Source organism: Ensifer sp. Root142, from assembly GCF_001426785.1.
GTDB lineage: Bacteria > Pseudomonadota > Alphaproteobacteria > Rhizobiales > Rhizobiaceae > Ensifer > Ensifer canadensis.
This window is the reverse complement of record NZ_LMFK01000047.1, coordinates 174,115-193,902: the sequence shown is the minus strand read 5'-3', so window position 1 is coordinate 193,902 and position 19,788 is coordinate 174,115. Positions and strand designations below refer to the sequence as shown.

Annotated in this window: 15 protein-coding genes and 1 pseudogene; 9 read left to right on the top strand and 7 right to left on the bottom strand. The window is 62.1% G+C overall.

Annotated elements, in window-relative coordinates; genetic code table 11:
* Positions 1-26: 26 nt before the first annotated feature.
* The 4 genes from ASD52_RS33045 to ASD52_RS33030 form a co-directional block, all read right to left on the bottom strand.
* Positions 27-617, bottom strand: coding sequence for a glutathione S-transferase (locus tag ASD52_RS33045; protein ID WP_025426486.1), 591 nt, complete (start codon positions 615-617; stop codon positions 27-29).
* A gap of 106 nt (positions 618-723) precedes the next feature.
* Positions 724-1,440 (bottom strand): ribonuclease T(2), encoded by a 717-nt coding sequence (locus ASD52_RS33040; RefSeq protein WP_057211525.1) that lies wholly within the window; start codon positions 1,438-1,440, stop codon positions 724-726.
* Between the two features lie 2 nt (positions 1,441-1,442).
* The gene (locus tag ASD52_RS33035) at positions 1,443-1,889 is read right to left on the bottom strand and encodes a hypothetical protein (RefSeq protein ID WP_025426488.1); all 447 of its coding nucleotides are present in this window, start codon (positions 1,887-1,889) and stop codon (positions 1,443-1,445) included.
* A 47-nt stretch (positions 1,890-1,936) separates the two neighbouring features.
* Positions 1,937-2,809, bottom strand: a complete 873-nt coding sequence (locus ASD52_RS33030) for a 23S rRNA (adenine(2030)-N(6))-methyltransferase RlmJ (protein ID WP_025426489.1) — start codon at positions 2,807-2,809, stop codon at positions 1,937-1,939.
* Positions 2,810-2,878: 69 nt separating this feature from the next.
* On the opposite strand from ASD52_RS33030, the gene ASD52_RS33025 reads away from it, so the two are divergent.
* The 5 genes and pseudogenes from ASD52_RS33025 to ASD52_RS33005 all read left to right on the top strand — a co-directional run bounded on the left by ASD52_RS33025 (position 2,879) and on the right by ASD52_RS33005 (position 10,669).
* On the top strand, positions 2,879-5,014 hold the full coding sequence (locus ASD52_RS33025; RefSeq protein ID WP_025426490.1) for a molybdopterin oxidoreductase family protein: 2,136 nt from the start codon (positions 2,879-2,881) through the stop codon (positions 5,012-5,014).
* A 21-nt stretch (positions 5,015-5,035) separates the two neighbouring features.
* Positions 5,036-5,926, top strand: a pseudogene (locus ASD52_RS33020) (cation diffusion facilitator family transporter); the annotation flags it as partial.
* A gap of 51 nt (positions 5,927-5,977) precedes the next feature.
* Positions 5,978-6,574 (top strand): NUDIX domain-containing protein, encoded by a 597-nt coding sequence (locus tag ASD52_RS33015; RefSeq protein WP_025426492.1) that lies wholly within the window; start codon positions 5,978-5,980, stop codon positions 6,572-6,574.
* Between the two features lie 103 nt (positions 6,575-6,677).
* On the top strand, positions 6,678-9,287 hold the full coding sequence (gene mprF / locus ASD52_RS33010; protein WP_057211446.1) for a bifunctional lysylphosphatidylglycerol flippase/synthetase MprF: 2,610 nt from the start codon (positions 6,678-6,680) through the stop codon (positions 9,285-9,287).
* The gene (locus ASD52_RS33005; protein WP_025426494.1) at positions 9,284-10,669 is read left to right on the top strand and encodes an AcvB/VirJ family lysyl-phosphatidylglycerol hydrolase; all 1,386 of its coding nucleotides are present in this window, start codon (positions 9,284-9,286) and stop codon (positions 10,667-10,669) included. The genes mprF and ASD52_RS33005 overlap by 4 nt, the downstream gene beginning before the upstream one ends.
* 7 nt (positions 10,670-10,676) lie before the next feature.
* Here ASD52_RS33005 and purN read toward each other — a convergent pair whose 3' ends face one another.
* Both purN and purM read right to left on the bottom strand, forming a co-directional pair.
* A complete protein-coding gene (gene purN / locus ASD52_RS33000; RefSeq protein WP_025426495.1) occupies positions 10,677-11,348 on the bottom strand; it encodes a phosphoribosylglycinamide formyltransferase in 672 nt (223 codons plus the stop codon).
* Positions 11,348-12,418: a phosphoribosylformylglycinamidine cyclo-ligase gene (gene purM / locus ASD52_RS32995; protein ID WP_025426496.1), complete on the bottom strand. Its 1,071-nt coding sequence runs from the start codon at positions 12,416-12,418 to the stop codon at positions 11,348-11,350. Before purM ends, purN begins: the two co-directional genes overlap by 1 nt.
* 260 nt (positions 12,419-12,678) lie before the next feature.
* Between purM and ASD52_RS32990 the strand changes: the two genes are divergently transcribed.
* The 4 genes from ASD52_RS32990 (at position 12,679) to ppx (ending at position 18,304) form a co-directional block, all read left to right on the top strand.
* Positions 12,679-13,800, top strand: coding sequence for an AI-2E family transporter (locus ASD52_RS32990; protein WP_038575993.1), 1,122 nt, complete (start codon positions 12,679-12,681; stop codon positions 13,798-13,800).
* A 27-nt stretch (positions 13,801-13,827) separates the two neighbouring features.
* Positions 13,828-14,517 (top strand): DnaA regulatory inactivator HdaA, encoded by a 690-nt coding sequence (hdaA, locus tag ASD52_RS32985; protein WP_025426497.1) that lies wholly within the window; start codon positions 13,828-13,830, stop codon positions 14,515-14,517.
* A 65-nt stretch (positions 14,518-14,582) separates the two neighbouring features.
* Positions 14,583-16,769 (top strand): RNA degradosome polyphosphate kinase, encoded by a 2,187-nt coding sequence (locus tag ASD52_RS32980; RefSeq protein ID WP_025426498.1) that lies wholly within the window; start codon positions 14,583-14,585, stop codon positions 16,767-16,769.
* A gap of 11 nt (positions 16,770-16,780) precedes the next feature.
* Positions 16,781-18,304 (top strand): exopolyphosphatase, encoded by a 1,524-nt coding sequence (gene ppx, locus ASD52_RS32975; protein ID WP_025426499.1) that lies wholly within the window; start codon positions 16,781-16,783, stop codon positions 18,302-18,304.
* Positions 18,305-18,363: 59 nt separating this feature from the next.
* Here the strand turns inward: ppx and ASD52_RS32970 are convergent, their stop codons facing one another.
* Complete coding sequence (locus ASD52_RS32970) at positions 18,364-19,722, bottom strand: esterase-like activity of phytase family protein (protein WP_025426500.1); 1,359 nt, start codon at positions 19,720-19,722, stop codon at positions 18,364-18,366.
* Between the last annotated feature and the right edge of the window lie 66 nt (positions 19,723-19,788).

Genomic DNA, 19,788 nt, shown 5'->3' with positions numbered 1-19,788 from the left:
GAAGGCCGGGGTGACCCGGCCTTTTTTTATGCTTTGAATTTGGAATAATCCGGAAAGTGCTTTTCGAACTTCGCCGGCCAGTTCTTGAGCTTGGCGCGACCCCGCTGCCATTCGCCGCTGAAGCGCAGCTCAATGTAGCGCAGCAGTGCCGCGAGCGCGAAATGCCCCGCATGCAGCTTGGCTCCGGTCTTGGGTAGGTTTTCGTTCAGATGGTCGAGGCCGCGTTCGATCTTCGTCCATTGCATGTCGATCCAGGGCTGATGGACCTTTTCCGGCGGGTGGATGCGCTTCTCGTAGACGATCGCCAGCAGGCAGTCACAAATGCCGTCACACAGCGCCTCGAGGATTTCGATATCCAAGCGCTTGCCGGCATTCTTCGGGTAGAGCTTGCCTTTCGTTCCCCGGTCGATGAAGTGCATGATCGTGCGGCTGTCGTAGATAGACTTGCCATCGCCGGTAATCAGCGTCGGAATCTTGCCGAGCGGATTGCTGCCGATAAGCTCTGGCGAGTTGGCATTGGTATCGGTCAGCACGCTTTCAACCGCAAACCCGGCATAATGCGCGGCCATGCGGACCTTGTTGGAGTAGGGGGATGTGGGCGAGTAGAGTATTCTCATCGAGCATCTTTCACTTTCGCGCGCACCGCCCGAAATCGAGTACGGAAGGCCACACGCAGTTTCAAAACATAGGAGCGGCTCCCGCACCCATTGGCAAGGTATCGGCCTAGGATGCTGGAGGCAGTGTCACGGTGTCTCTTCGGCAGGCCTGGCGATCCACTTCGGGGCAGGGCCGGAAGCTCAGCGCCTTGTCGAAGCAGATCCTGATTTCCTCCAGCCGCTTGCCCTCGCAGGTAACAGCGACGGCGTTTGTCGTCATGCCCGGATTTCTGGCCACGAACGCGGCCTCGATGGCGCTGACGGACATCGAATTTTCGCGACGCGCAGCACCGAGTTCCGCCGGCAATGCAACGCGCTCGCGCGCTGCACGTGTCACGGCGAAATAGTCCTGCTGGCTGAGGCCCGAGCAGGTGCCATGTTTGCGCCATTGATGGCCGATCAGCCCCATCGAAGGAATGAGATCGAGATACTGGCGGCCGAGCGCTTCCGGCACACGATCGGATTGGCGCGTCGGGCAGAAATCGGGGTACCCTCGCTCATCCTGCGGCCACAGCCCATGTACGATCAGCCCGCGGTTGCTGCCGATCTTGCACTGTCCGATTTTGCCTGATGGGTCGTTGTCATCGCACCAAGTCGGCGACCAAGAGAGTGAGAGGACGTAGAAATCAAAGCCCTGGCCGACGGGGAGGGCGACATCCGTTTTTGTGTGGCCTGCAGTTTGCAATGGCGGCTTCTTCTCGGCGCTGTCTTCGCTGCAGCCGACAAGTGCCAACACAACGAAAAGCGCCGGCAGGAGCCGGCGCTGTCGGCAATACCTCGGCATGGTCAGCGAAGCGAAGCGCAATGTGCGCCGTAGACATACCAGGGATCGAGGCCGCCGACGCAGAACTCGATGCTCCGGCCGATGCCGGCAAAGCCCCAGTTGCGCTCGATGAGATAATAGAGCGGCCGCTGGTCGCCATCCGTCATGACGGCAGTCGCGCGGCAATACTCGCGCTCGACGCGGTGCGTGTAGTCGCGTAGTTCCAGCCGGTTCTGGCCCATGTTGCGGATCTCGGCGATCGAGAGATTGGCGTGCAGATAGTTCGCCGCCTTGTATTCGAACCGCGAGGTGATGAAGCCGAGAACCGAGGCGTCGCCACAGACGCCCGCGCTATAGGACGTCGGCTGGTCGCGGTAGGTCCCGAGATAGTCGGCCGCCGAAGCGGCGGGCGCTGTCGTGGCGGCGAAGGAAAGCGAGGCCAGAAGCGTTGCGGCGAGCTTGCGAGTCATGGGCGTCTCCCTGGATCGTCTCGCAAGATTGCGGCTTTAAGAGCCTTTCAGTCAAGGCCCCGAGTTGCTGCTTCTTCCCCACGCAGCCAGAAGCAGCGTGCCGAAGCGAAACGGTCTTGTCCGAGCCGGGTTTTCAAGAAGGGCAACAGCACGTCGAGTTCACTCTTGAGCGTGAAGGGTGGGTTGACGATGATCAGGCCCGAACCCGACAATCCCGTGGTGTCGCGGTCGCTGCGCACGGCAAGCTCGGCGCAGAGCATTTTCGGGATGTTGAGCGCCTTGAGTGCCTCATGGAAGGCCTTGATCGGCGCATTCTTCTTCAGGGGGTACCACAGGCAGAAGGTGCCGCCGGCAAAGCGTCGATAACCCCTGGCGAGGCCGTCGGCGAGCCGTTCGTATTCTCCCTCGATCTCGAAGGGCGGGTCGACCAGGATGAGGCCGCGCTTTTCCTTGGGCGGCAGGTGAGCGCCAAGCGCCAGCCAGCCGTCAAGCTCGGTGATCCGGCTCTGGAAGTCGCCGTCGAAGAGCCGGTGCAGCGTCTCGTAGTCATCAGGGTGCAATTCCATCGCCGACAGACGGTCCTGCGGGCGAAAAAGCATGCGAACCAGCTTCGGAGAGCCGGGATAACGCGTCAGCTCCGAACCGGTGTTGAGCTCGCGAACGGTCGCCAGATAGGGTTCGAGAATAGCTGCGACCGGCGCTGGCAGATCACCCTCGAGCAGCCGGCCGATGCCGTCGCGCCACTCGCCGGTCTTCTGCGCTTCTTCGCTCGACAGATCGTAGAGACCGATGCCGGCATGGGTGTCGAGAACCCGGAACGCCTTCTCCTTTTGCTGGAGATAGGTGACGAGCCGTGCCAGCACCGCATGCTTGAGAACATCGGCGAAATTGCCCGCGTGATAGATATGCCGATAGTTCATGAGGGCCGCCGATGGCTGTGATCAATTGTTTCGATGGATGCGCGTTTGGCTCTTTGAGCCCGATTGTCGATGCCATATAGAAAAGCCATGAACGTTGCGACCCCCATCAAAGCAGAAAAGTCGATCGGCCACTCCGTCTGTCCGCACGACTGTCCCTCGGCTTGCGCGCTGGAAGTGGACCTGACGGCCGAAGGCCGCATCGGCCGCGTGCGCGGTGCCGCCGCCAACACATACACCGCTGGCGTCATCTGCGCCAAGGTCGCGCGCTATTCCGAGCGCATCTATCATCCTGACCGGCTGATGGTGCCACAGCGGCGCGCCGGAGCGAAGGGCAGCGGCAACTGGCAGGAGATTTCCTGGGAGGCGGCACTCGACGAGATCGCCGACCAGTTCGTCAGGGCCGAGCAGAAGCATGGGGCCGAAGCCATCTGGCCCTATTTCTACGCCGGTACCATGGGGCAAGTGCAACGCGATTCCATCGACAGGTTGCGCCACGCCAAGCGCTATTCCGGCTTCTTCGGCTCGATCTGCACCAATATGGCCTGGACCGGTTTCTCGATGGCAACCGGCTCGCTGCGCGGCCCCGACCCGCGCGAGATGGCGAAGTCCGACTGCGTGGTGATCTGGGGGACAAACGCGGTCGCCACCCAGGTCAACGTCATGACCCACGCGGTGAAGGCCCGCAAGGATCGCGGCGCCAAGATCGTCGTCATCGACATCTACGACAATCCCACGGTCAAGCAGGCCGATATGGGCCTGGTGCTGAGACCGGGCACGGATGCGGCGCTCGCCTGCGCGGTGATGCATGTCGCCTTCCGCGACGGTTATGCCGACCGCGCCTACATGGCCGAATTCGCCGATGACCCGACCGGGCTCGAAACGCATCTGAAGTCGCGCAGCCCCGAATGGGCGTCGGCGATCACCGGTCTGTCCGTCCAGGAGATCGAGGCGTTCGCGAAACTCGTCGGCACGACGCCGAAGAGCTTTTTCCGCCTCGGTTACGGCTTTACCCGCCAGCGCAACGGATCGGTGGCGATCCATGCAGCCGCCTCCGTTGCCACGGTTCTTGGATCGTGGAAGCACGAAGGCGGCGGGGCGTTTCATTCCAACAACGACATCTTCAAGCTCGACAAGCGTGAGCTTGTCGGCACCGCATTCCACGATCCTGATGTGCGCATGCTCGACCAGTCGCAGATCGGGCGGGTGCTGACCGGCGATGCCGAGGCGCTGCGCCATGGCGGCCCGGTGACGGCGATGTTGATCCAGAACACCAATCCGGTGAACGTCGCCCCGGAACAAAGGCTGGTGAAACGCGGGTTCCTGCGGGACGACCTGTTTGTCGCGGTGCACGAACAGTTCATGACCGACACGGCGCAGCTTGCGGATGTCGTGCTGCCGGCGACGATGTTCCTGGAACATGACGACCTTTATCGCGGCGGCGGCCATCAACACATCCTGATTGGGCCGAAGGTGGTGGAGCCGCCATCGACCGTGCGCACCAATCTCTTCGTCATTGAGGAACTGGCGAGGCGCCTCGGCGTCGCCGATCATGCCGGCTTTGGGTTGAGCGAGCGCCAGCATATCGACCGGCTGCTTGCCAACTACGGCATCGGCTATGACGAGATGAAGCGCGAGAAGTGGCTCGACTGTCAGCCGGCGTTCGAGGACGCGCATTATCTCAAGGGCTTCGGTCATCCCGACGGCAAATTCCGCTTCAAGGCGGACTGGACCGGCACGCCGGCGCCGAACCGTCCCCCGAAGTCGATGGGTCTGCAGGGGCCGCATGCGGCACTGCCTGAGTTCCCTGATCATGTCGACCTGATCGAGGTCACGGATGCGAAACACCCCTTCCGTCTCGCTACCTCGCCGGCGCGCTCTTTCCTCAATTCGACCTTCGCCGAGACCCCGTCGTCGATCCAGAAGGAAGTCCGCCCGATGGTAATGATGCATGCGGATGACGCCGCCTCACTTGGCGTCGGCGACGGTGATATCGTCAAGCTCGGCAACCAACGCGGCGAAGTGCGCCTGCATGTGGTGGTCGGCGGCGGCGCGCGGCGCGGCGTGGTGATCGCTGAAGGCCTGTGGCCGAACGGCGCCCATCTCGACGGGGAGGGCATCAATGTGCTTACTGGCGCCGATGCAGTTGCGCCCTATGGCGGCGCGGCTTTCCATGACAACAGGGTCTGGGTGAAACCGGCACCCTGACTCTAGCCACCGGATGCCTTCATGAGCGGCGACCATCAACATGCGGATGTCAGCAACACGCCAGTCTCGCGTCTCTGGGGTGCGCTCGGGCTGACGGGCGGCTTCATGCTGGCCGAGGTCGTCGGCGGCATTCTGACCGGCAGCCTGGCGCTGATCTCGGATGCGATGCATATGCTGACCGACGCGGCGGCATTGGCCATCGCGCTGGTCGCCATCCATGTCGGCCGCCGGCCGTCGGATCTGCTGCGCACCTACGGCTATGCCCGCTTCGAGATTCTCGCGGCGGCCTTCAACGCCCTGCTGCTGCTCGCCGTCGCCTTTTACATTCTCTACGAGGCCTGGCAGCGCCTGTCGCTGCCGCAGGAAATCCAGTCGGGCGGCATGCTGCTGATTGCCGTCATCGGTCTTGTCGTCAACCTGATCTCCATGCGGCTTCTGACCAGCCACAAGGACGAGAGCCTCAACGTCAAGGGCGCCTATCTCGAGGTCTGGTCGGACATGCTCGGGTCGCTGGCGGTGATAACAGGCGCGGCGATCATCTGGTTTACCGGCTGGCAATGGGTCGATTCGTTGCTCGCCGTTGGTATCGGCTTCATGGTTTTTCCGCGCACCTGGGTGCTGCTGAAGGACTGCGTCAACATTCTGCTGGAAGGCGTGCCGCCTGGCATGCGCCTGGCCGATATCCATGCGGCAATCACGACCGTGCCCGACGTTGCCTCGGTGCATGATCTGCATCTCTGGGCGATCACCCAGAGCCAGCCGTCGCTGACGGCGCATGTCGTTCTGGCGGAAGAGGCCGACGGCGAGACGGTGCGGCGTGCGATCGAACAACGGTTGCGCGACGAGTTCGACCTGCACCACACGACCTTGCAGATGGAACGCGAAAGCTGCGCCCCTTCGGAACACATTCACTGACGGTCGACTGCGACCACATCCTTTCCTCTCCCGACCAAGGACCCCGCCATGACGAACCACCACGATCCCCGTGTCAGGATCATCGAGCGGCGCACGCTCTCGGACGGTTTCATTCATCTGGAAGAAATCACCCTTGAGCAGGACATGTCAGGCGGCGGCACGGCGACGCTCACGCGTGAAGTGCATGATCACGGCAGCGCCGCGACCATCCTGCTGTTCGATCCGAGGCGTGAGAGCGTCGTGCTCGTCCGCCAGCTGCGCGTGCCGGTGCTGCTGCAGGGCGATCCCGCCTATATGATCGAAGCGCCGGCCGGCCTGCTCGACGACGATACGCCTGAAGTCGCGATCTGCCGTGAGGTGCTGGAGGAGACCGGCTACCATGTCGACAAGGCCACTCACCTCTTCGATGCCTATATGAGCCCCGGCGCGCTCACCGAGCGCACCAGCTTCTTCGTTGGGCTTGTTGATGTCACAGAAAAGGCCGGTGATGGCGGCGGCCTGGCGCATGAGGGCGAGGATATCGAGGTTCTCGAAATTCCCTTTGATGAAGCGGTCGCCATGATCGCGACCGGCGAGATCTGCGATGCCAAAACCATCATGCTGCTGCAGTGGGCCCAGCTGAACCGCGGCAAGCTCACGGCATAAGACCTTGTTTTATAAGAGAACAATACATTACGGATATTTCACTTTTTGATCGTTCTCGGGTAGGCTACAGCGCTGATGTCTTCATCAATGACATGGGCAACCCATGACGTCCTCCCTTACGGAACGTGCAGCCAACGACGATCAGCAGATCGAGGTAGGATGGAGACCCTTTCTGCGCCGTAACCGGCGCTATCTGCAGGCACTTGCGACATTGCTGGTGATCGCCCTCTTCGGGTTGGCGATCTTTCATCTGACCTCCGAAGTGCAGTACGGCGACGTGGTCCAGGCGCTTGCAGATACCAGCTGGACCTCTGTCGCCGCGGCGGTGTTCTTCACCGCCTTGAGCTTTTTCGCGCTCACCTTCTACGATGTCGGCGCGCTTGATTACGTCAGGCGCAAGCTGCCCTATGCCGATGTCGCGTTGACGGCGGCCTGCGCCTATGCGGTCGGCAACACGGCCGGCTTTGGCGCCTTGAGTGGCGGCGCCATCCGCTACCGGTCCTATTCGCGGCTGGGCATCGAGCCGGAAAACATCGCCCGGATCATCGCCTTCGTGACGCTCGCCTTCGGCCTTGGGCTTTTGACGGTCACGTGCCTGAGCCTGCTCGCCGTCGGCGAATATGTGGCGCCCTTGACGGGTCTTAACCCCTTCTGGCTGCGGATGATCGCGGTTGCCATTCTCGGCGTCGTGCTCGCTGTCTTCGTCAAGGCGCGTGACGGTCATGAGGTCAGCCTCGGGCGCTTCACACTGCGCCTGCCGGATTCGCGCACCTCCTCGCGCCAGTTCCTCGTCACGGCGCTGGATCTGGCGGCATCGGCGACGGTGCTCTACGTGCTGCTTCCGGCGGGCACAATCGGTTGGCCCGCCTTCCTGGCGATCTATTCGCTTGCCGTCGGTATCGGCGTTCTCAGCCATGTTCCGGCCGGGCTCGGCGTCTTCGAGACGATCATCATCGCCACGCTCGGTCACAGCGCCGATGTCGACACGATCCTCGGTGCGCTGGTTCTCTACCGTGTCATTTATCACGTGCTGCCGCTGCTGATCGCGATCGCGGTTGTCATCGGCACCGAGCTTCGTCAGCTTTCCGGCCATCCCGTCGCCTCCAGCGTGCGCCGTATCGGCGGCCGTATCACGCCGCTTCTCCTGGCAACACTCGGCATCGTGCTGGCGATCATGCTGGTGCTGTCGAGCGTCACGCCGACGCCGGATGAGAATCTCGCCTTCCTCGAGGGTCTGCTGCCGCTGCCGATCGTCGAGGGCGCGCACTTTCTGGCAAGCTTGCTCGGCCTTGCGCTCGTCATCGTCTCGCGCGGGCTCGCACAGCGGCTCGATGGCGCCTGGTGGGCGTCGGTCGCAATCGCCGTTGCCGCACTGCTGCTTTCGCTGATCAAGGCGATCGCGCTGGTCGAGGCCGGCATGCTTGCCTTCTTTCTCGTCGGTCTCCTCGCCAGCCGCCGTCTGTTTGTTCGGCCGGCTTCGCTCTTCGGCCAGGCGCTGACGCTGCCGTGGTTGACGGCACTCGGGGTGATCTGCCTGGGTGGGCTGGTCGTCCTGCTGTTCGTCTATCGCGACGTCGAATACAGCCATGAACTCTGGTGGCAGTTCGAATTCTCTGCCGAGGCGCCGCGCGGCCTGCGTGCGCTTCTGGGTGTGACGATCGGCGCCAGCGCTGTTGCCATCTGGAGCCTGATGCGCCCGGCGGCCTCAGGCGCGGAGCCGGCAACCGACGATGCCATGGAGCGGGCATTGGCGATCGTCGAGGCGCAGGACATGTCCGATGCCAATCTGGTGCGCATGGGAGACAAGAGCCTGATGTTTTCCGCCGATGGTCGCGCCTTCATCATGTATGGCCAGCGCGCCCGCTCGTGGATCGCGCTGTTCGACCCGGTGGGGCCGGTCGATGCCTGGCCGGAACTGATCTGGCAGTTCTTCGAGAGGGCCCGCGCCAGCGGCTGCCGCGCGGTGTTCTATCAGGTTTCGCCACTTGGGCTCGCCTACTATGCCGATGCGGGACTTCGCGCCTTCAGGCTCGGCGAGCTCGCCCATGTCGATCTCGCCCGTTTCGAGATGAAGGGCGGCAAGTGGGCCAATCTGCGCCAGCAGGTCAGCCGCGCCCAGCGCGACGGGCTGGAGTTCAAAATGGTGGCTCCAGCAGACGTTCCGGCGATCATGGGCGAATTGACGGCGATTTCCGATGCATGGCTTGCCCATCACAATGCCAAGGAAAAGGGTTTTTCGCTTGGGGCTTTCGATCCTGAGTATCTGGCCGAACAGCCGGTCGCGATCCTCACCTACGAGGGACGGATCGTCGCCTTCGCCAATATCCTGGTGACGGCAACCAAGCAGGAAGGCACCGTCGATCTCATGCGCTTCTCGCCGGATGCCCCCAAGGGATCGATGGATTTCCTGTTCGCGAAGGTGATGGAATATCTGAAGGCCGAGGGGTACCGGACCTTCAATCTTGGCATGGCGCCGCTGTCTGGTATGTCCTCGCGCCAGATCGCGCCGGTCTGGGATCGGGCAGGGCGAACCTTCTTCGAGCACGGCGAACGCTTCTACAATTTCAAGGGACTTCGCGCCTTCAAGTCGAAGTTCCACCCCCATTGGCAGCCGCGCTATCTCGTGGCGAGCGGCGGCATCAATCCGATCCTTGCCTTGATGGATGTAACATTCCTGATCGGCGGCGGCCTCAAGGGAGTGATGAAGAAATGATGCGGATCCCGATGATCTGGAAGCCTCTGGCAGGTGCCGCCCTTCTCGCCATCGCGACGGTTGCACCGGCTTTAGGGCAGGAGACGGCGGCGACCTACGACACCGGCATGATCCCGGCACCCCATATCCTCGTCCCGAAGGACAAGGCATCCGCCCTTGTAGTTCTGCTGTCCAATGCGGATGGCTGGAGCGACAAGGAAGATGCGGTCGCTCGCGCCCTTGTCGACGACAAGGCGGTCGTCATCGGTATCGACCTCAAGGCCTATCTTGCCTCGCTCGCCAAGGACGACGGCGACTGCATCTACACGGTGTCGGATATCGAAGCGTTGAGCCAGCAGGTCCAGCGCGTCCTCAAGAGCGATGCCTACCTCCCGCCGATTGTGGCCGGGGTCGGAGCGGGCGGGGCCATGGCGCTGGCCATCGCCGCACAGACGCCGGCTGCGACCATCGGCCAGACGCTTGCGGTCGATCCGGAGGAAGGCGTTGCGCTGACGAAGCAGCTCTGCACGCCGGCGGAGAAGACCTTGAAGGCCGATCGCATGGTGTACGGCCTGACGGACGGTGCCCTGCCGGACCCGATCTCCGTCGTCTTTACGCCGACGGCATCCGACGACGGCCGAAGCCATGTGGCTAAACTCATCGAAAAACACCCTGATATCACGCAGGAAGACAGCGACGACGAAGCCTATGCGGCGCTATCAGGTCATCTGACGGATCTGATCGACAGCGAGAGCGCGGCAGACAATCCATTCGGCTTGCCCCTGACGGTGCTCGATACCAAGCCGACACGCGACACCATGGCGGTGATCTATTCCGGCGATGGCGGCTGGCGCGATATCGACAAGCAGGTCGGAGACGTCCTGCAGCAGCAAGGTGTCCCTGTCGTCGGCATCGATTCTCTGCGTTATTTCTGGTCCGAGCGCGAACCGCAGGCGACGGCCGACGATCTCGCCAAGGTGATGAGCTACTATCGCAAGCGCTGGAACGTCCGCAATGTTCTCTTGATCGGTTACTCCTTCGGTGCCGATATCCTGCCACGCACTTTCAATCTGCTCCCGCCCGCAGAGCGCGCCCATGTGCGGCAGGTCACGCTGATGGCGCTATCGCATCAGGTCGACTACAAGATTTCGGTGCTTGGCTGGCTCGGCGCGGCCGGGCAGGGCGATGGCGGCGATCCGCTCGACGATATCAAGCACATCGACCCCTCTTTGGTGCAGTGCATTCACGGCACCGAGGAAGAAGACGACGCCTGCCCTGACCTGAAGGGCGCGGGCGTCGATGTCGTCGCGATCGAAGGCGGTCACCATTTCGACGAGGACTATCCCGCCTTGACCCGGCGTGTGCTCGACGCGCTCGACCGGCGGTTGGCTTCGGCAAAGTAGTGGTGGTTTATACGGCCGGCGAAATCAGAGTTGAAGACGCGGGCACGGGACTGATGCCCTGCGTGACGACCCGTCCGTCTTCCATCCAGGCTTTGCCTTCCGCCAGCAGCCTGAGCGCCATCGGATAGGTGCGGTGCTCGACCGTCAGCACGCGAGCGGCAAGGGTGTCGGCCGTGTCGCCGTCGACAACCGGTACGACCGCCTGCGCGACGATCGGACCCTCATCCATGCCCTCGGTGACGAAATGCACCGTACATCCCGCCACTTTCACGCCGGCGTCAATGGCGCGCTGATGGGTGTGGAGACCCGGAAAGAGCGGCAGAAGCGACGGATGAATGTTGATGATCCGGCCTTCGTGGCGCTGGATGAAGTTCGCCGACAACAGCCGCATATAGCCGGCAAGGCAGATAATATCGGGAGACAGCCGCTCGAGTTCGGCAAGGACCGCCGCCTCGTGCGCATCCTTGCTGTCGAAATCCTTGCGAAGGAACGCATAGGTTGGGATGCCGAGCGCTGCAGCCTTGGCAAGGCCTCCGGCATCGGCCTTGTCGGCAATCACTGCGACGATCTCGGCCGGAAAACCAGGCTCGGCGGCAGCTTTGGCCAGCGAAAGCATGTTGGAGCCGCCGCCCGAGATCAAGACGACGACTTTTTTCCTGCCTGCCGTCACGTCGTTCATCATAGGGCGAGGCTGCCCTTGTAGATCGTGCCATGCGCGCCTTCGGCGCGGGCAACCATGCGGCCGAGCGTGAAGACGGTTTCGCCCTCGGCTTCCAGCACGGCTGCAACGTCCTGCGCCTTTTCCGCCGGAACGACGGCGATCATGCCGACGCCGCAGTTGAACGTGCGCAGCATTTCGTTGGCCGCGACGCCGCCGGTCTGGGCAAGCCAGGAGAAGACCTTCGGCGCCTTGATGGCGTCGAGATCGATCTCGGCTGCAAGATGCTTCGGCAGCACGCGCGGAATGTTCTCGGGGAACCCGCCGCCGGTGATATGCGCCAGCGCCTTGATCGAGCCGGTTTCGCGGATCGCCTTCAGGAGCGGCTTCACATAGATGCGCGTCGGCGTCATCAGGAGATCGGCAAGCGTGCCTTCACCAAACGGGGCAGGTGCATCCCAGGCAAGACCCGACAGCGCGACGATCTTGCGAACGAGAGAGTAACCGTTGGAGTGAACGCCTGACGATGCAAGGCCGAGGATGACGTCGCCTTCACCAATGTCACCCGCTGGAAGCAGCTGGCCGCGTTCGGCCGCACCGACAGCGAAGCCGGCAAGGTCATAGTCGCCTCCGGAATACATGCCCGGCATTTCCGCGGTCTCGCCACCGATCAATGCGCAACCGGATTGGCGGCACCCGGCGGCAATGCCGGCAACGATTGCGGCACCCTGATCGGGATCGAGCTTGCCCGTGGCGAAATAGTCGAGGAAGAACAGCGGCTCGGCACCCTGGACCACCAGGTCGTTGACGCACATGGCAACGAGGTCGATGCCAACGGTGTCGTGCTTGTTGGCGTCGATGGCAATCTTGAGCTTGGTGCCGACACCGTCATTGGCGGCAACGAGCACCGGGTCGGTGAAACCGGCGGCCTTCAGGTCGAACAGGCCGCCGAAGCCGCCGATCTCGCCGTCGGCACCCGGGCGCCGGGTCGAGCGCACATGCGGCTTGATTTTCTCCACCATCAGATTGCCGGCATCGATATCCACGCCTGCGTCACTGTAGGTGAGGCCGTTCTTTCCCGACTGGCTCATGCTGGTTCTCCAAGGCTGGTCGCGCGACAGGTATTTTGCGGATGCGATTGGCACGATGGGCAAGGGAGTGCAAGCCGACAGCCTGCCTTCTCGGCCTTTTTTCAACATTTTGCCCATATCCCACCGGCAAGAACGGTATGGAGGGTTCAATTTACCGGGCTGAGAAGCACGCGGACTTGACCGGTGCGCGCCACGCCACCTATCTCCTCATACAGAATATGATGCGGTAAAGGCATGCTTGGCGTGTTACGGGGAACACCATGGACATAAAAGTCAGCGGTTCGGGACTACAGCGCCAGGTTATCTTCTGGCTGCTGGTGCTCGCCGCCTTCATCGCCTTCCTGATGGTTTTCAGCTCGATCCTGCTGCCGTTCCTCGCGGGCATGGCACTGGCCTATTTCCTCGACCCGGTCGCCGACCGCCTTGAGCGCCTCGGCCTCAGTCGGCTGATGGCGACGGTGGTGATCCTCATCGGCTTCGTGGTGATCTTCGCCCTGTCGCTGATGATCATCATCCCGGTGATCTTCACCCAGGCCGCCGACTTCATTCAGAAGATGCCCGGTTACATCTCCAAGCTGCAGGCGCTGTTGACCGACAGCCAGTCGACGCTGCTGCCACAATGGCTGGCGGACCAGATGACGGCGATCAAGCAGAATTCAGCCAAGCTTTTGGAGCAGGGCGCGAGCTTCCTCGGCACGTTGTTCCAGCAGCTCTGGAACTCTGGCATGGCGCTGCTCGACATTCTGTCGCTGTTCGTGATCACGCCGGTCGTCGCCTTCTATCTGCTGCTCGACTGGGACCGGATGGTCAACCGGGTCGATAGCTGGGTTCCGCGCGACTATGTCAGCGTCGTCCGCCAGATCGCCCGGGACATGAACACGACGATCGCCGGCTTCGTTCGCGGCCAGGGCTCGCTCTGCATCATCCTCGGCCTTTACTATGGCATCGGCCTGTCGCTCGTCGGTCTCAATTTCGGCCTGCTGATCGGCCTCTTTGCCGGCATGATCAGCTTTATCCCCTATGTCGGATCGATGGTCGGTCTGGTGCTGGCCGTCGGCGTCGCGCTTGTACAGTTCTGGCCCGATTATCTCTGGATCGGGCTTGTCGCTGCCATCTTCTTCAGCGGCCAGTTCCTCGAAGGCAACATCCTGCAGCCCAAGCTGGTGGGCAAGAGCGTCGGCCTGCATCCGGTCTGGCTGATGTTCGCGCTTCTTGCCTTCGGTGCCCTCTTCGGTTTCGTCGGGCTTCTGGTTGCGGTTCCCGCGGCCGCCGCCATCGGCGTGCTTGTTCGCTTCGGCATCCAGCGATACCTTGATAGCGATCTCTACCATGGGCATGGAAAGGTCGCGGCGAAGAAGGCAAAGGGCAGTCAGCCCGGCTGATAGTCCCATCCTTGTCCCGAGTACAGCATGACAAAACGTCCCTTCGAACAACTGCCTCTGGCATTCGACCACGACCCGGCAACGGGTCGTGAGGATCTGCTCGTTTCCGATCGGTTGAGCGCGGCGATCGCGATCGTCGATCACTGGCCAGACTGGCCGTCGCCGGTTGTCATCATCGCCGGCCCGATCGGTTCCGGAAAATCGCATCTCGCCAGCATCTGGAAGGAGAGGGCGGGCGCGCGGGCGATCCACCCGGTTGCGGACTCGGATGTGGCGTTGATCGCCGCCAACGGTCCTGTGCTGTTCGAGGATGCCGACCGTCAGGGGTTCGACGACACCACCCTGTTTCATGTCATCAACAGCGTTCGCCAGCATGGCACGGGCCTCTTGATGACCTCGCGCCTGTGGCCGATGTCCTGGCCGGTCGTTCTTCCGGACCTGCGCTCGCGCCTGAAAGCAGCAACCGTCGTCGAGATCGGCGAGCCCGACGATGAGTTGTTGACGCAGGTATTGATCAAGCTCTTTGCCGATCGCCAGCTTTTCATCGACGAAAGGCTCGTCGGCTATATCGTCCAGCGCATGGAACGCTCGCTCGAGGCTGCCCAGACGATCGTCGAACGCATCGACAGGCTGGCACTCGCCCGCGGCGTCAAGCTGACCCGATCGCTTGCCGCCGAAGTCCTGGAAGAGCTTGGAAATCAACGCCATTCCGATTGATTGTCACAGTTCCGTCGTCAAACTGTTATAGTTCCTGCATGCGAAGAAATGGGGTCTGACCGGTAATGGATAATGCGACGTCTGCGGTGAATGAGAACAAACAGGCCGCGGAGGAGCTAGACCTGCTCTCCAGCCCGGAACGGTTCATCAATCGCGAATTTTCGTGGCTGCAATTCAATCGCCGCGTGCTTGAGGAGACCCTGAACACGGCGCATCCGCTCCTGGAGCGTGTCCGCTTTCTGTCGATTTCGGCCGCCAACCTTGATGAGTTCTTCATGGTGCGCGTCGCCGGCCTCGAGGGCCAGGTGCGGCAGGGGCTCGCCATGCGGTCGCCTGATGGCAAGACGCCGGCCGAACAGCTCGAAGACATCCTCAAGGAAATCGACAACCTGCAGATGGAGCAGCAGGCGTCGCTCGCCGTCCTGCAGCAGTATCTGGCCAAGGAAGATATCCTCATCGTCCGCCCGGCGTCCTTGTCGGCGCAGGACAAAAGCTGGCTTGCCAACGAATTCGACCAGGCGATCTTTCCGGTGCTGACGCCGCTGTCGATCGACCCGGCGCATCCGTTCCCGTTCATCCCGAACCTCGGGTTCTCGATGGGCCTGCAGCTCGTCAGCAAGACCGGCCGTGAGCCAATGACGGCGCTCTTGCGCCTGCCGGTGGCGCTCGACCGCTTCATCCGCCTGCCCGATTTCAAGAACGTCATCCGCTACATCACGCTCGAAGACATGGTCAGTCAGTTCATCGAACGGCTGTTCCCAGGCTACGAGGTCAAGGGCTCGGGCACGTTCCGCATCATCAGAGACAGCGATATCGAAGTCGAAGAAGAGGCCGAAGATCTGGTGCGCTTCTTCGAAACGGCGCTGAAGCGTCGTCGTCGCGGATCGGTGATCCGCATCGAGCTCGATTCGGAAATGCCCGCTTCGCTGCGCCAGTTCGTCGTTCAAGAACTCAGCGTTCCGGAAAACCGCGTCGCCGTTTTGCCGGGGCTTCTGGCGCTGAACACGCTGTCGGAAATCACCAAGGCGCCGCGCGACGATCTGCGCTTTGAACCTTACAATCCGCGCTTCCCCGAGCGCGTGCGCGAACACGCCGGCGATTGTTTTGCCGCGATCCGCGAAAAGGACATGGTGGTCCACCACCCCTATGAGTCCTTCGACGTCGTGGTGCAGTTCCTTCTGCAAGCGGCGCGCGATCCGGAAGTGGTCGCCATCAAGCAGACGCTCTACCGTACCTCGAACGACAGTCCGATTGTGCGCGCGCTTGTCGACGCTGCCGAAGCCGGAAAGTCCGTGACGGCGCTGGTCGAACTGAAGGCCCGCTTCGATGAGGAAGCCAACATCCGCTGGGCGCGCGACCTGGAGCGCGCCGGCGTGCAGGTGGTCTTCGGGTTCATCGAACTCAAGACCCATGCCAAGATGTCGATGGTGGTGCGTCGCGAAGAGGGCCGGTTGCGCACCTATTGCCACCTCGGCACCGGCAACTACCATCCGGTCACGGCGAAGATCTACACTGACCTGTCATTCTTCACCTGCAACCCGGTCATCGCCCATGACATGGCGAACATCTTCAACTTCATCACCGGTTACGGCGAGCCGGAAGCCGGCATGAAGCTGGCGGTTTCGCCGCACACGCTTCGCCCCCGCATCCTCAAGCATATCGAGGAGGAGATCGAGCACGCCAAGGCCGGCCGGCCTGCGGCGATCTGGATGAAGATGAACTCGCTCGTCGATCCGGAAATCATAGACGCGCTCTACAAGGCAAGCCGTGCCGGGGCTGAAGTCGACCTGGTGGTACGCGGCATCTGCTGCCTGAGGCCGCAGGTGCCGGGGCTGTCCGACAATATTCGTGTCAAGTCCATCGTCGGCAGATTCCTTGAACATTCCCGCATATTCTGCTTCGGCAACGGTCACGGCCTTCCATCGGAGAATGCGCTTGTCTATATCGGCTCGGCGGATATGATGCCGCGAAATCTGGACCGGCGGGTTGAGACGCTTGTGCCTCTTATCAACCGGACTGTGCACGAACAGGTACTTTCGCAGATCATGCTGGGCAATCTCATCGATAACCAGCAGAGCTACGAAATTCTTCCCGACGGTACGTCTCGCCGGATGGAAGTCGGCAAGGACGCCGAACCTTTCAACGCGCAGCACTATTTCATGACCAATCCCAGCCTCTCCGGCCGGGGTGAAGCCCTGAAGTCCAGTGCACCGAAGCTGATTGCCGGCTGGAAGAGCAGCTGGCACAAGTAAAACGGAATTGCATGGTCGAATCTGAAGCGCAGGGGCGTCTGCCCGGCATCCGCCCGGTTTCCGTTGTGGATATCGGCTCCAACTCCATTCGCCTTGTCGTCTACGAAGGCCTGAGCCGCGCTCCGGCCATGCTGTTCAACGAGAAGGTCATGTGCGGTCTGGGCAAGGGCATCGATGCCACCGGACGCATGGACGAGGAGAGCGTCGAGCGCGCTCTCCGGGCGCTGCATCGCTTTCATGCGCTGTCGCAGCAGGCGCGTGCGACCTCCATGTATGTTCTGGCCACCGCAGCCGCTCGCGAGGCGAGCAACGGACCTGCCTTCATCGAGAAGGCCGAGGCGATCCTCGGCCACAAGGTGCGCATCCTCACCGGCGAAGAGGAAGCCTATTTCTCCGCCATGGGCATCGTCAGCGGCTATCACGACCCTGATGGAGTGGTCGGTGACCTTGGCGGTGGCTCGCTGGAACTTGTCGAGGTCAGCGGCACAAAGATCGGCAAGGGCATCACCCTGCCGCTCGGGGGTATCCGCCTCTTCGAGCATAGCGGCGGCTCGCTGCCGAAGGCTCGCACCTGGGTGCGCAAATTCATGAAAAGCTCGCCGGTGCTGAAGACCGGCACCGGCCGCACCTTTTATGCCGTCGGCGGCACCTGGCGCTCGATCGCCAAGCTGCACATGGAAATCCGAAACTATCCGCTGCATATGATGCAAGGCTACGAGATCTCCTACGACGAGGCGATGGCGCTGCTGCCGGAGGTGATCGAGCCGAGGAACATCAAGCCATCGGCCTATGCGACGATCTCCAAAAGCCGCCGCAGCCTGCTTCCCTTTGGCGCGATCGCGATGCAGGAAGCACTGTCGATCATGAAGCCGGAGCGGATTTCGTTCTCGGCGCTCGGCGTGCGCGAAGGCTATCTCTTCTCTCTGCTGAACGAGAGCGAGCGTGCGCAGGATCCGCTGCTGACCGCCGCCGGCGAAATCGCCATCCTGCGGGCGCGTTCCCCCGAGCATGCCCGCGAACTTGCCGACTGGACCGGCCGCATGGTGCCGTTCTTCGGCGTCGAGGAAACCGAAGAGGAAAGCCGCTATCGCCAGGCTGCCTGCCTGCTCGCCGATATCAGCTGGCGCGCCCATCCGGACTATCGCGGTCTGCAGGCGCTGAACATCATCGCCCACTCGACCTTCTCCGGCATCACCCATGCGGGGCGGGCCTATATCGCGCTCGCCAACTACTATCGCTTCGAAGGCCTGAACGACGATGGCGCGACCGGCGCACTGACCGGCATTACCACGCCGCGACTGCTGGAACTGGCGAAACTGCTCGGCGGCCTGCTGCGCGTCGCCTATCTGTTCTCGGCGTCGATGCCGGGCGTGGCGAGGAATCTGACCTTCCGCAAATCGTCCCTGCCGGATGTCGATCTGGAGATCGTCGTGCCTGCGGCCTATTCGGAATTTGCCGGCGAGCGCCTCGACGGACGGCTGCAGCAGCTCGGCAAGCTGACCGGCAGAAGATTGGCGTTCCAGTTCGAGAGCTGAACGCACTCAGATCTTTGACGAAGGGGCGCGCGGACGCAAATCCGCGCGCCCTTTTTTGATTATTCGGCTTTCAAGAATTCGCCGACTTCGAGCAGAACGAACTCGTTGTCGTCGGCCTTATCAAGCGCCCGGCCGGCCGAGAACGGCAGGTTGTTGTCATTGCCGACGATGATGTGCGTGTCATCGACGCGATCGACGTTTTCGATCGTCACGAACGGCATGTCGTAATAGCCGTCACCACCGCCCTGGCGCTTCTTGTTGTCGGGGTCGGCGATCTTCAGGAGGTCGATGTAACCGATCTTGCGGACGGCCTTGCCGACATTGCTGTCATCGAAGGCAATCTTGTAGACACGTTTCACCTTCGAGCCGACGGCAAAGCAATCCGGCTTCGGATCCTTCGGATCGGCGCAGGCCTTGTCGAGCGTGCCCGCGCCGTTGTCGCGTTCGATCACCAGTGCCGTCTTGTCGTCGAGCATGTTGAAGTCGCCGATTGCCTCGCCGCCTTCGGCCAGCGGATAGAGCCAGCTGCGGCCCGTCCAGGCCTTGGCTGCGACATCGAGTTCGATGACGCGTAGTGTCGGACGGCCATCGGCCTGTTCCACGGTTTCGCTGTCGGTCCAGATCGGCCCTTCGAGCAGACCGTAGAGCTTGGAGCCGTCCTTCGACAGTGCCATGCCTTCATAGCCGCCGGAGCGCTTCAGGTTGAAGGCGGGTGTCTTCTTCGACGGATCGCCCTGCAGTGTCAGGGTCGGATTGTCGGGCGACATAACCGGCTTGCCGTCAACTGTTGTCGCGATGACGTCGGTCAGCTTGCCGTCGACATCGAATTTCAGGATATAGGGACCGAATTCTTCCCCGACCCAGAAGCCGTCGGCGACCGGCTGGATCGACTCAACGTCGAAGTCAGCGCCGGTCAGGTAGCGCTTGTCGGAACCTTCCATGACGATCGGGAAGGGGGCCTTGCGGTCCGGGTCGGTGAGGAACAGTGTTTTCAGCGCCTCGACCTTGCCGGCGTCCCAGTCCATCTTCACGTGGTGCAGCATCAGCATGGCATCGGTTGAGTTCAGCTTGTTGCCGAAGCCGTTGTCGGAAAGGCTCCAGAAGGTGCCGTCTTCCATGGCCCTGATGCCGGAGAAGCCCTGCATCGGCTGGCCGTTGAACGGCAGTGAAAGGCCGGTCGGGCGCACGCCATCCTTGCCGGGCACGGTGCCGAGCGCGTCAGCGCGCTTGCGGTCCGCCGTGGTGAATTTGCCCGATGTCTTCAGGTATTCCGGTGCGTCGGACGGTGCTGCCAGGATCGTGTTTGCCGGTAGGATCGCATGTGCCTTCAGGGTTGCGGGAAAGGCCTTTTCCTCGGCCAGGACGGTCGTCGTCATCAAAAGTGTGAGCGCCGCAGCGGCGAGAAGCGTTTTGGTCATGAAAGTCACCGTGGGTTGGATGCCAAAGTACGGGAACCCGATAGGCGGCTTTGATGACGGTTGGGT

Coding starts and splice junctions, on each gene's coding strand:
- purM (WP_025426496.1), bottom strand. CDS start 12,418: ATGAGCCAGTCGGGAAAGAACGGCCTCACCTACAGTGACGCAGGCGTG.
- ASD52_RS33040 (WP_057211525.1), bottom strand. CDS start 1,440: ATGCCGAGGTATTGCCGACAGCGCCGGCTCCTGCCGGCGCTTTTCGTT.
- ASD52_RS32970 (WP_025426500.1), bottom strand. CDS start 19,722: ATGACCAAAACGCTTCTCGCCGCTGCGGCGCTCACACTTTTGATGACG.
- hdaA (WP_025426497.1), top strand. CDS start 13,828: ATGACAAAACGTCCCTTCGAACAACTGCCTCTGGCATTCGACCACGAC.
- ASD52_RS33030 (WP_025426489.1), bottom strand. CDS start 2,809: ATGAACTATCGGCATATCTATCACGCGGGCAATTTCGCCGATGTTCTC.
- ASD52_RS32980 (WP_025426498.1), top strand. CDS start 14,583: ATGGATAATGCGACGTCTGCGGTGAATGAGAACAAACAGGCCGCGGAG.
- purN (WP_025426495.1), bottom strand. CDS start 11,348: ATGAACGACGTGACGGCAGGCAGGAAAAAAGTCGTCGTCTTGATCTCG.
- ppx (WP_025426499.1), top strand. CDS start 16,781: ATGGTCGAATCTGAAGCGCAGGGGCGTCTGCCCGGCATCCGCCCGGTT.
- ASD52_RS32990 (WP_038575993.1), top strand. CDS start 12,679: ATGGACATAAAAGTCAGCGGTTCGGGACTACAGCGCCAGGTTATCTTC.
- ASD52_RS33025 (WP_025426490.1), top strand. CDS start 2,879: ATGCCATATAGAAAAGCCATGAACGTTGCGACCCCCATCAAAGCAGAA.
- ASD52_RS33035 (WP_025426488.1), bottom strand. CDS start 1,889: ATGACTCGCAAGCTCGCCGCAACGCTTCTGGCCTCGCTTTCCTTCGCC.
- ASD52_RS33005 (WP_025426494.1), top strand. CDS start 9,284: ATGATGCGGATCCCGATGATCTGGAAGCCTCTGGCAGGTGCCGCCCTT.
- mprF (WP_057211446.1), top strand. CDS start 6,678: ATGACGTCCTCCCTTACGGAACGTGCAGCCAACGACGATCAGCAGATC.
- ASD52_RS33045 (WP_025426486.1), bottom strand. CDS start 617: ATGAGAATACTCTACTCGCCCACATCCCCCTACTCCAACAAGGTCCGC.
- ASD52_RS33015 (WP_025426492.1), top strand. CDS start 5,978: ATGACGAACCACCACGATCCCCGTGTCAGGATCATCGAGCGGCGCACG.